Origin of the sequence: Rhizobium terrae (genome assembly GCF_003425685.1) — a bacterium.
Taxonomy (GTDB): Bacteria; Pseudomonadota; Alphaproteobacteria; order Rhizobiales; family Rhizobiaceae; genus Neorhizobium; species Neorhizobium terrae.
On the sequence record NZ_QJKM01000042.1, the window covers coordinates 1 to 11,623 of the forward strand.

Genomic DNA, 11,623 nt, shown 5'->3' on the forward strand with positions numbered 1-11,623 from the left:
TGCCACCTTCGCCTTGAAAGCCGGGCTATGGTTCCGGCGCGGTCGTCTCGTCATGGTCTCTCCTGTTCCCGGCATCTAAGCCGAAGTCAGGCAGAAATTCCACTTATCCTCCCTGTGCAGATTTCCCGAGCCAGCTCTGTCGTCGGCATAGCGCACGATCACAATACGGCCTCGTGCATGGGCGACGACGCCATTGATGTACCCAGAGATCAAGGATGTAGTGCAAGAAGATGTTGGCGGGGAACGGACTAATCACTCCCCGAACGCAAAGGTAATTTCTGCTTTCCGTCGGGAATGTGCCATTTGAGTGGGACTCGCTACCACTGGGCGACATTTTTGGATGTGACGGGATTGAATGCCGGATCGTGATGGTACGCGCGAGGACGCACCAGCCTCCGTTGCTTTCGCATCGGTCGCCGTCATCTGCTTTTCCTCGTCCAGCGATTAGTCAATGTTCTCTCGCCATGAATGACCCGGCGGAAGTCTGCCCACTTTCGCGTCGAGCGATGTTTCAGCCCGCATCCCGACCGTTACAGCCGAGCGTTCGCTTTCTCCGCCATCCTTTACCCACAGGGCCAACAGCGTTCCTTACGGTTCGCCTGCCGTTTCCGGCAGCGCTGCGGGCTTACCCTGTTCCACATGCGTCTCGGAGCGGATCGGACCCTTCCTGTTCGTCGGCAGCCCGTTGTCCATGATGGCTCAGCATGAAGGAGCCATTCCTTGCTGCGTACCTTTTGGTCCAAGCCTGTCAGCACGTTTGGCTTGTTCTGCTTAACGACGTTTATCGGAAGTTCACATGTGTTGGCCGTAACCGCTCATCCCTAGCGCCTCACCGCCTTCATGCTGGCAGTTTCCACTTTGCCTCGCGGCTCGGTGTACCAGGCATCCGGTGGCTGCATTGTCCCCGAAGCTTCACACCGAATTGTTGCCAACGCCGCATGTCCGGGTAGGGAATGGCTGATGGAGCAGCCAGTTTCGTAAGGTTACCTAAAGTACTTCTCCTTTGAGACAGAGACACACGCGACTTTGAGGTCGCACCCACGCGAAGCAATTCAAGCGGGCCGGCAGGGGCGCTGCGTAAGCTGAAGACCTATCTCAGGCGGACCATCCGTGACATCGAGCGCCAGATTGCTGGGGACGAGCAGCTCAAAGCCATTTTCATCTGGCCGCTCTATCAGGCGAGGACCGCCATGGAGCAGAAGCAGCGGGAGCGCGGCCGCAAGATCTACAGCCTGCACGCCGACGAGATTGAATGCATCGGCAAAGGCAAGGCGCATAGGCCATATGAATTCGGCGTCAAGGTCTCGGTGGCCACGACGCTTTCTCGCTCGAAAGGCGGCCAGTTCGCCCTCCACACCATGGCGCTGCCCGGCAATCCATATGACGGTCACACGCTGGAGACCGTTATCCCCGACATGGAAGAGACCATCGGCAACGAGCTGTCCCGCATCCTGGCCGATGCCGGATATCGCGGCCACAATGCACCCGACAGTCACAAATTCCGGGTCTTCACCGCCGGTCAGAAGCGCCGCGTCACGCCAGCCATCAAGCGTCTGATGCGACGACGATCAGCGATCGAACCCGTGATCGGCCACCTCAAGAACGAACACAGGATGGACCGAAACTATCTCGCCGGACAGCAGGGCGATGCCGTCAATGCGCTTCTGGCTGCCGTCGGCTACAACTTCTCGCTTCTGCTCAACTGGCTGAGACAACTTTTGTGCCTGCTGATCGCTCTCGTTTCGACACTCTTGCCGAAACACCCACTATCGTCCGCATCATAAGCTCTGTTGTAAGCGGTTTTAGCCACGCCACGTCAACCAACAAAGCTATATTCACCGTTCTTCACGCTCGACGAAATCTGCACCTTGCTCCCGAACAGCGGATGCTAAGGATATGCGATCGTCGCAAAACGGAAACCGTAGGCAGAATTTCGGCAATTGGACGCTGCGACCGCGGAATACAAAAAAATTGCCATCCAGAGGGTTCTGTTTCAGCACCTCCTGCATCCGCAACGCAAGGGATGGAAATCCACACCGCATTGTCCGTATGGCCCCTTGCAATCCACACCCGCACATTTTGACCGGAAGGAAGCGTGATCACCGCAACGTCTCCATGTGCGCGTGCTCTGTCAGAAGTTTGTAAGTTCTCTTCCTACTCTTGCCAACTAATGCAGCCTTGACGATTGTCGCGCAGCAGCTCGCTCCACTCGTCCCTTGAAAGAGCAGCGTTTCGCGCCGCCATCGCCTGTCTGGCGGCTTTAATCCCGGTCGGCGGCGTTTCTTTTTTCGCTCCTGCGCCTTTCCAGAAGAGCTTGCCTCGCATTTGAGGCGTCGACGCTTTTGCTGCGTAGATGATGTTCCGCGCTCTGGCTTTCATGGCCGGCGGCATCGTCGAAATCATGAGAGCTCGCCATATCGGCTTCATCAGGTTCGAGAAAATGATCATCTGATGATTTGGTCCGCCTATTATCCCCATCAACCGATTCTCTGCTAGATTCCGCTGTTGTCGCGGCCGAGCCCTTCATCTTTTCGGCTTTGGCGACCTGCCGATTGCGATGTATAATCTCCTCTTGCGACATCGGCTCGAAATGGCCTTTTCCGCGGAAACCCAGAAAGCTTGACTGCACCCACTTATGGTTCCCGTGCGAATCAAGCGTTTCCACGCGCTTCAGCCCCCAAAAATTCCGTGTGCTCAGTTTCAAGGAGAGAGGTGTTTCTAGACTCGTCCCCGAAAGGACGGATTGGCTGACCTTCGACCAGATTTTGTAGGAAAACCGACCCTTAAATTCGGTTACTTCCTTGTTGCCATTCGAATCCTTTGTATAGTGCTCGAACCGCTCTCCCGCTTTCCAGCTTCTCCTTACGGATTTCGTGTCGTAAGGTTTGGAGGAAAAGGTGAAAATGTCATCACGGTAAGTATACGATTTTTCTTGCAGAAAGCCTTCTCGCTTGTCCAATTCGCTAATAACTTGCCGTCCGCCAAGCCGCATGATCTTGGAGGTGTGATTATCTTTCGTGCGTTTATTCTGCTCTATTAACCCTTCATCATGACGGATGATCGTGTCCTGTGTCGTCCTTCCGGTCAACGATCTATAAGATAAGGTCTCGTTACCGGTCGTCATATCCGTCGTTTTACGTCGTCTCCCTTCGTCCCAATCTCCCAGCCGGCGGGCCATTATTTGCGCCCGCCTATTTTCGAGATCGTCGTCTCCGATATAGGGACCCTCAGACACGGCTTGGCCAGCTTCCGTCAATTCATAATCTTTCGCCACAGTCCAATCTCCAACTACATCTGTTCGTTAGAACCTCACCGCAGTCCGCATCGAGGCGGGACTGCGGTGCGTCAAGAGATGCTCGCCAAAGACTCCATCAGGACTCGGCTGCTGCGACCGCGCTTCGCTTCTCTTCGCGCCTGCGCGCAAGGAACTTGGAATAGCTGTCGTCGTTACGGGATCCATGGCCTGAGGAGACGGCTGCATCAGCGCGTCTGGGAGCAAGCGCGTCGAAATAAAACAGGCTGTCCGCCTCCTGGGAATCGTAATCCTCCATTTCTTTCAGATAGAGCTCCATGTCCGCTTCGGACGGCTCCACGTATTCACCGGTTTTGGAAGTGGTCGATTCAGAATTCGGTTTCCTCGATTCGGTCAGAATGTGAAGCTTGGCCGTTCCTCGCGTTACATGTTGTGCGTCACGATCGTTGGTGTCAGCCGCCGAGCGGTCATTTTTGTTGAGGGACATAGTCTCAATCCTTGATGTATGGAAATAGTGTTTTCGGTTTCGAACGCCTATTTGAATAAGCCTACGAGCCTGCAACCCTTGCGGCAGAACGATCGTCTCGACCTTTGAAGTCTCGGATCGGCAAAGCAGCGCTTACCTGCGGCGGAACCCAACCTGGCGGTCGCGAAAGAATTCTGTCATTCCCGAATTTGTCCGTAATGAGCTGTTCTTTTCCTTCCTGCATGTCGAGCAATCTCGCCTGTTGACGGTTGGGATAAAGCCCGTCTGCCGTTAAGTTGTAAAGTGAATTACAGCTACCGGTATATCCATTAAGGCCGGTGTTTTGCGGAAAAATCTGTCGATCGGTGAGCGTGTCCCGCACTTTGCCGAATTGGGTCGGCGGCAACAATTGATGGATTCCAACCTCATCCTTGGTCATTGCAAGCACGGCCGAGATATTACCGTTGCTTCTTCCGGCCTGCGCCGACGCCAGATCGTCATCGAGGCCGTAAGTATTTTTCAAGATCTCCACGCGTTTGGCGTATGCCTCTGCATCCGTTTCGTTCGCCTTCTTAATATGCAGATGTTCTGCCGGAAGCAGTTTCCCCGATGTGGGATTATAGAATAGCATATCGGCGTCCTTCGCTGGAACGTCCACGTCCTGGAGGAAGCTGTCTCGATAAATCTGCAGTTCGTCCCACTTTCCGTCGACGCATTTGACGAAAGCGGTGTGATCTCTCGGCATTTCTTCGTGCGCAGACTGCAGCGTCGGGTTGATTTTATACAGTTTAGCATCGACTGCCGAGATACTCTCTCTCGCGATAAGGTGGTCGGCTCTCTCATCTCCAAAATTCTTATTCTTCAGGAACCATCCTTGTGGCCCGTATTTATCGTTCAGACCAGCGGCATCAAGATCCTTAACCCCCGGATAAGTCGCCGGGTTGATGGAGATGTGACGGCCATTCTCGATGATCATCATGCGAGGCGCGTCCCGACCGGCTGCCGTCGGGTTCCTGTAGACCCTTGCCTGGTATTGCTGGCCCCACGGGCTTTCGAAGAAATGCTCGCTTTGCTGGGGGGATTGTTTCTGCGCGATATACGTTTCGTTACCGAATCCTTCTGTCTTCACCCGCTCATTAAACAAACGTATGCGCTCCGCACGACGGGCATGCCCAGGCAGATGATTGAGAGGTATGGATTGGTAGAAGTCGGGCGTCGACTTGAATGTGCCGCTCGCCTCATCCCAAAACTTGGCGCAGAGCGGTTCGACATTTGGAAATTGTTTGTCAAACTCAGGTTTCGTCAGCCATCTGAGCGTGAGATTTGGGTTACTGTCCGTCGCCGCGTCCTTAATCGCCTGGAGGTCGCCCGGATGAGCGACCAGACTCGTTGGGCGGCGCTGCTCGCCGTTTCTCGCGTTCGGCGGGCTTACGAGGACAGTTCGTTGTTGTGTTGACGGCGGGGTAAATGGGCCGCCACTCATGGGGACGTCTGTATCTGCCATTGTCTTTGTCCTGTTGAGGTTGAAAAATCATCTTGTGGCATTCAGCTGATGCTGTTCCTTGGGCAGCTTTCACCCTTCCGTATTTTAGATTCAATCCTGAGATCTCTGGAGCCCGCGCGTCCGATCTTGACGGTCGCGGTCGCCTTCCGGTCGTGCGCAGTTCCATCGCGTGTGATGGCTGAAGCTAGCACCTGCCGCGGTGATTTCGCCACGTCGCGATGCCCTTGTATCCGTCTTCGCCGCTGCAGCGCTTCTCTCGCCTGACGCAATGTGCCCTGCGAATTGTCCGTTTGTATCGACCCACAGACATCGAAGGAGCCAGGTACGAAACCCTCTTCGTAATGTTCAAGATCGGTTCGCGTTCCGCGCCGGGCGGCAGAACCAGGACAATATGGGTCATGAGGGCTTATGGGCATTCCCTGGCAGGCTGACCTGGAAAGGACCGCCTCGCCCGCAGGCACCATTGCCAAGCGGACTCATGAAAATCTTCTGGCGAAAGCGTAACGTCTTGATGTCGGTGGGGATGATAAAGAGGCTTCACCGGCCCGAAGCCTGGCGCCGCCTCCGCACCGGACTTTGACGAAGCATGCTTCTTCATTCGACGCTTGGCTCTGCAGTTTTCCTGTGCCTCCGGCTCGCCGGACGTGTGCGTACCACCTCCTCCATCACGCGTACAATAACTAAGCTTTATTCTTTTCACTTCGTCGCCCCTGCGTTCTCGTCGAGATTGCGTGAAGTTCTTAGGGATCAGCCTCAGCTCGCCGGCCTGTCTAGAAAGTCTCGAGTTCACCTTCGCATAGGCGGACACTGGCCGTCCTGTATCGTTGTCGCCTGCTGGCTCCTGGCCATCTGCCATGTTCAATATCTTAGATATTCGCCGCGCATAGCACGGATGCCAAATTAAAAAACCAAACATATCGCTTTTTACAATAAGCAACGTAATTCCTAAACTTTATTAGTCAATATTATTACGGAGTATCGCATGAAAAAATGGATTTCATTTGAAATATAAGCGGTATCGCAAAATTTACATTCGGATCTTGTCCCGTTTAAAAAAATCAAATGAAGGATCCCGGTAGGGACGATGGTTACCCATGGCGCTCAGATCCGTACGTGCGGCACTACTGCATACGGCTCCTATCGGATGTTGTGACGGCAAGCCGAGCCTCTGGATGCGGATGCATTAGGCGGCACGGTGGCAGGTATTTGCGAAGCAACCTTTGGAACGCGCCCAAGACAGCCGGCGTCGTTGGCTCCGACGCATCAAAGCGTGTCGCCAAGCGCGACCAACTTCCCAATGGAACCCTCCCGATCTTCTCAGATTGTCTGGCACCTGATGTATGGAGGACAGCCGCACGTAGACGATGGCCTTGCGCGCAAGCAGCGTGTCCGTACGCCGGGAACCGCGGAACTGGGTCGCGTGCGCGGGTCGAGCAGAGGGCCTGCCTATCATCTGCATTGATGCACGACACGCCAAAGCGGCGCTCGACATGGCGGCGAACAAAACGGACGCGAATGACGCCGATGACTGGTGCACCTGGCGGAAGTGGGTTTCTTTCGCGAGGTCCGGGTTAGGGGGTTCGCCAGCATGTTAGCGCGCAAGCTTGTCGCGGCCCGCACCCGGTTGGTCCATATGACCAACGAGCTTTCCAATCAGATCCGCGGCATCATGAAGACGTTCAGCCTCGTCGTTTCGGCCGGCAAAGGAAGCGTATTCGAGAAGAACGTTCGAAATCTTCTTTCCAGCCATGATGATATCGCCCACATCTACTCACCTGTGATGAAACCGGGCTCGCTCGGCATCCGCTAGTGCCTGTCACTCCGGATTAGCCGCGGAATTCGCACTCCGATCGACCTCGACCAGCGTGCGAGATGCTTCAATTGAACCATAGGCACAACTGTGCAAGTCATACCGGATGGGTTCGTCGGCGGACGCGGGAACGTTGATAATGAAACCGTTATGACCGCCACGTTTGGTAATTTACCTCTAAGGAAGAACCCCGACGTCAACGGACGCCGCCCCGTCGCCACCCCGCTCAGAGCGGCATTGTTTAACTCCTGAACCCGTTTGCGGTTCCTAGATGTTCAGTCCCGGCATCAGGAGATTTATCCCCATGATGTTGCATTGATCTTTCCGGTCGCCGGTCATGGACGACCGCGCAAGCATTCGATCCCCGACACCCTGTCGACCTTGCAATTACATAGAGTAATCGCGGGGTTGGGAACACCGGTGCGGCTGCGATGCGTTGGAAAGGTGGTTGCCCCCGATAAGATGAAATACGGGCTCACGACTGGATAGACGGGCCCAGCATCAAACAGGAGGCAACCGTGAAACAGTTTATCGGTCTTGACGTCTCATTGAAAGATACATGCATCTCGGTGCGCGAAGGAGGTCGGCGGGTTTGGCGCGGGAACTGCCCGTCTGACCCGAAACTGATAGCAGAGGTCATCCGCAAGCATGCTGTGAATGCGGAACGCGTCGTGTTTGAAACGGGCCCCTGTCGGTTTGGTTCTATCATGCGCTGACGCTGGAGGGCTTGCCGGCGATCTGCATTGACGCCCGCCATGCTAAAGCGGCGCTGGATATGGCGCCGAACAAGACGGATGCAAAGGATGCTGACGGACTTGCGCACCTTGCCGAAGTCGCCTTTTACCGCGAGGTGCGCGTGAAAAGCTTTGACAGCATGCTGGTTCGTACGTTGGTCACAGCGCGCAATCAGTTGCTCAGGATGACAACCCAACTATCCAACCAGATCCGCGGTTTGATGAAGACGTTCGGCCTGGTCGTTCCCAAGGGTGCGGGGCGGGTATTCGAGGCCTATGTGGGCAGCCTGTTAGCGGCCAACGCAGGACTTGAGCAAATCATCAGGCCGTTGCTCGATGCCTGGAGAGGCATGCGCGCCCGTGCCGCCGAATTGAGCAGGCAGCTTGTCGTCTCAGCTCGGGCCAGTGAGCAATGCCGGCTGCTTACGTCGATCCCGGCATCGGCGCCGTGACGGCTTCCTCCTTCGTTGCCGCGATCGAGGACCCGGCAAACTTTAGAAAGTCGCGCTCGGTTGATGCCTGGATCGGCCACCACCCGACGTTATCAATCGGGCGAAGTCGACTACGACGGTCACATATCCCGGCGGGGTGACAACTATCTGCGCGGACTATTGTATGAAGCGGCGACCGTGATACTCACGCGCACCAAGGCCGACAGCGCCCTGCGTATATGGGGCCTGAGGCTCAGGGAGAAGATCGGGTTCAAGCGAGCGGCCGTTGCGGTCGCGCGAAAGCTTGCCGTGATCATGCATGCCATGCTCCAGACGGGCGAACTCTTCGAGCGTTCCACCGCTATTGAAGTCTGACATATGCGCAATAGGACACCAGTAGCGGCGCCCTGCTGAGCTGACTTTTCCATGACGTTTGCGTCTGCTGCATTGTGGACGCGCCGGTCCCTCCCTGTCGGGACGCGGACAGGATCATTCCACGATGTGGGCTGCACTTGCTGCTATTCTGGCAGCAAAGTGCGTCAATTACATTGGAAGATCCGTTCCCGAAGACCTATCCTGCGGCGGGTTGTCTCGACCGCGTAAACGACCCTGTATCCGACAAACGGCATCGCCGCACCCCGAAGCCGAAACAACGTCAAGCCGGACAAACTCTCGACATTACCGAAATAAATGGAAGCAAGAGCAAAACAGACTTGACGGAGGTGCGATTAAACGACCCATATCTGAGTGTCACTGCCATTTCGGTTTCGAGGCGAATGTCTGTTAGCAGGCTGAGGCCGCGCCAGACGACCGTTTTTCCCGGTGGCGGATCTGATGTTCTTGCAAGATAACCAAGTTTGGTGAAGATAGAAGTTTAGCGATCCCGGCGTCGCTTGCCAGTTGCCTGCGTTGCTGACTATTTGATCGAGGATTTCAATTTCCTGTTCGGTCAGAGCCGCGGTTGGCGGTGTTTCGGGCGCGGTGCGTGCGAGCATTGTCAACCAGAGCACTTCTCCAGCTCATGATGCAGAACACAGCAACGAGGTTTGCCAGTCGATCGGCCGTTCGTAATCTTGCATCTTCAGCCCGGCAACCGGACTTGAGGATCTTATGGAAGACCTCAATCTTCCAGCGCATCGCGAACCATTTGATTTTTCGACTGCCTCGTCGCAGGGATGCACGGTAAGCGACAAGCGGACCCCATCTGGCAGGGTTGATAGGTCTGCTTGTCCTTACCGCTGCTAACATGCAGGACAGCCATACCTGCATACGCCTGGCGACGATTTACCGGCCTCGTTTTTTTGTATTCTGACCCTGCTCCAGTCGAATGGGAGCACATTGCAGAATCTTACCCGGCAGCCCCGGCGGCCTGAGGAAGGAGGATGACAGGCGGGGAGCGCCCGGTGAGGTGTCCGCCTTTTCCGTCTCCAAGCAACACCAATGAGCACGCGGCGGGTTTGCGCCCGTGCTTTTTGATTATCTCCGGAACCCTCGAAGGCTGAACAGGACGCCTGAGGCATTGCATGAAACAGGTTATAGTGCGGCACCAGCACGCCCGTCCCTGCAGTGTTTGGCCTACACCTATCAGAATCAAGACGTCGCAGGTCGCGCCACTGGCCGCGGCGGCGCATCGACCTTCAGCGCGTCATGGAGGAGCGGTTCGGGGTAGAGTATCACGAGCGTAGCACCGGCAAGCTGCTCAAGGCTCCGAGCTTCTCGCATATCAGCGCCAGGCCACGTCACCCAAAGCAGGACGGGGTAAGTGGATGGTAGCAAGAAAACGGAAGGGCTAGCCGCGCGCCTCTATTCTTGACCTGCATCTAAAATGATTGCAGATGCAATACATCGCGGCTTCCAAACTTTCATAAATTGTGCTCACTAAAGAAATATTTTGAGGATTTGAAAATGGTAAGAAAATTAAACCACAAAGATTTCAGCAGTGTTGTTCGCCAGATAAACATTGCTACTCCCGAACAATCACCCAGCAAACCGGTAGTAGAAGAACATAAAAAAGTTGACTTCACAAAAATTCTTCCCGCTGAGAAAATTTATGAAATATTCAATGGACTTAATTATTATCAAGACACAGTCGTTCCGTGGATACAAAGTCTACGCCGAACGTCCAGACGCTTGAATGGAGTCGGCGCAGATGTTCTCGAAAGAGCTTATCGTCAGACTGCGCTCAACGTCTACAACGCGGTGAGATCCGCCAGTGACCCTTTCCCTACAGAGAAGCTGACTGGAACCGAATCGGGTTTGTCGGCAAGGGACGTTGTCAATAAGGTAGCGCCGATGAGCAAAATGTTACCGGAGGAAGTCGAAGCCAAATTCGTAGAAGATATTATCGCGATCCCGGACAATCTGACGAAAGCGAACGCTCTTGATGCCTATATGGCTTATGGTGACAGGATCAGACCTGCTCCTCGTTCGGCAATGATCGATGAGTCAATACGAATGCTCAATGCCGAAATTACAGGTCGGCGTGAATCCTTCGCTCAAGTGTATGTGGAAACTGCGGTTGGCAGATCCATAAACTATCGGAACGACGATCAGCAAGATAAAGTTAATACTTTCAAGAAAAATCGCCCTGATAGAACATCGACGATTTCCTACTATGAATTCCTCCCGCAACATGGCGTTCGGCCTCAAGGCCAACCTGGCAGAAAGATATTAGATTTCCTGAAGACGGAACCGGAAGCCGCGCATAATTACGTAAAGTACCATCCACACGAGGTCGAATTCTATGCAAAGGGGTTGGCTCAACTATACGACAACTTATGCAAGAGCCAGAATGCCCGTGCGGAGTTGCGCAACGACAGGCACGACAACGATTATTCGCGTTGAGATATGATTTCAATGCCGAAAATAGGCAGCAGGGCTGCTCGCACCTCCGGCCATGCTACGATTACGGGTCCTTGTCAACGAGTGAGAGACCTACCTTGGGCAGTTGAACGGCCCGAGGACGTGGAGGCTTCGGGCCGTTCGCTTTTTATTGCCCGAATCTTTGGAGCAAATTTTCCGGCACACATGCAGATAGCGCTGCGTTATGGTGCTATGCGGAGAGGTTATGGATCGCGCGCAGCGAGGTCCCCGCAAAATTGTAGGGTAGACGCGGATCGTTGTGCGGATGGTCGGTCGCGAACCGCGAGACCTGAACTGACGGGGTTGTCTTCTCTATTCGGCGTGGGAAGGTCAAGCACCTTCTGACTGTCCGTAGCTATGGTGATGTCTTCGCAGTATCGCGCTTCTCTCCGGGATCGGCCTCCGTGGCCCTCCCATTATGGGACCAGAAGAATGAGGGGGAGTGTCAGGAATTTCGTGTACGGGGTGCATAATGGGTATGAAGGAGATTCCCATGGCACGACGGAAAGAGCCGGTTATCCCGGACGCGATATTGGACCAATTGCTTGGCGGGTCTGACGCCA

General features: G+C 54.8%; 5 protein-coding genes and 4 pseudogenes. 5 read left to right on the forward strand and 4 right to left on the reverse strand.

Annotated features, from left to right (window positions below):
* Positions 1-1,039 precede the first annotated feature (1,039 nt).
* Positions 1,040-1,784: pseudogene (locus tag DMO26_RS32730) on the forward strand (transposase); the annotation flags it as partial.
* A gap of 51 nt (positions 1,785-1,835) precedes the next feature.
* Here DMO26_RS32730 and tnpB read toward each other — a convergent pair.
* From tnpB to DMO26_RS32750, 4 genes are all read right to left on the reverse strand, one after another.
* Positions 1,836-2,078: an IS66 family insertion sequence element accessory protein TnpB gene (tnpB, locus tag DMO26_RS35150; protein ID WP_404947107.1), complete on the reverse strand. Its 243-nt coding sequence runs from the start codon at positions 2,076-2,078 to the stop codon at positions 1,836-1,838.
* Positions 2,079-2,260: 182 nt separating this feature from the next.
* Complete coding sequence (locus DMO26_RS32740) at positions 2,261-3,274, reverse strand: hypothetical protein (RefSeq protein ID WP_117196454.1); 1,014 nt, start codon at positions 3,272-3,274, stop codon at positions 2,261-2,263.
* 97 nt (positions 3,275-3,371) lie between these two features.
* Positions 3,372-3,740, reverse strand: a complete 369-nt coding sequence (locus DMO26_RS32745) for a hypothetical protein (RefSeq protein ID WP_117196455.1) — start codon at positions 3,738-3,740, stop codon at positions 3,372-3,374.
* 61 nt (positions 3,741-3,801) lie between these two features.
* Positions 3,802-5,223, reverse strand: coding sequence for a hypothetical protein (locus tag DMO26_RS32750; RefSeq protein ID WP_117196456.1), 1,422 nt, complete (start codon positions 5,221-5,223; stop codon positions 3,802-3,804).
* Positions 5,224-6,635: 1,412 nt separating this feature from the next.
* On the opposite strand from DMO26_RS32750, the pseudogene DMO26_RS32760 reads away from it, so the two are divergent.
* From DMO26_RS32760 to DMO26_RS32780, 4 genes and pseudogenes are all read left to right on the forward strand, one after another.
* Positions 6,636-7,009, forward strand: a pseudogene (locus DMO26_RS32760) (IS110 family transposase); the annotation flags it as partial.
* A gap of 542 nt (positions 7,010-7,551) precedes the next feature.
* A pseudogene (locus DMO26_RS32770) lies at positions 7,552-8,573 on the forward strand (IS110 family transposase).
* A 1,248-nt stretch (positions 8,574-9,821) separates the two neighbouring features.
* Positions 9,822-9,953 (forward strand): annotated as a pseudogene (locus DMO26_RS32775) (helix-turn-helix domain-containing protein); the annotation flags it as partial.
* Between the two features lie 150 nt (positions 9,954-10,103).
* Positions 10,104-11,042 carry a hypothetical protein gene (locus DMO26_RS32780; RefSeq protein ID WP_162895184.1) on the forward strand — a complete coding sequence of 313 codons (939 nt, stop codon included), beginning with the start codon at positions 10,104-10,106 and terminating at the stop codon, positions 11,040-11,042.
* Positions 11,043-11,623 lie beyond the last annotated feature (581 nt).

Excerpts from the sequence above, each read along its gene's own strand:
- DMO26_RS32780 (WP_162895184.1), top strand. The coding sequence starts at position 10,104 with ATGGTAAGAAAATTAAACCACAAAGATTTCAGCAGTGTTGTTCGCCAG.
- tnpB (WP_404947107.1), bottom strand. The coding sequence starts at position 2,078 with ATGTGCGGGTGTGGATTGCAAGGGGCCATACGGACAATGCGGTGTGGA.
- DMO26_RS32750 (WP_117196456.1), bottom strand. The coding sequence starts at position 5,223 with ATGGCAGATACAGACGTCCCCATGAGTGGCGGCCCATTTACCCCGCCG.
- DMO26_RS32745 (WP_117196455.1), bottom strand. The coding sequence starts at position 3,740 with ATGTCCCTCAACAAAAATGACCGCTCGGCGGCTGACACCAACGATCGT.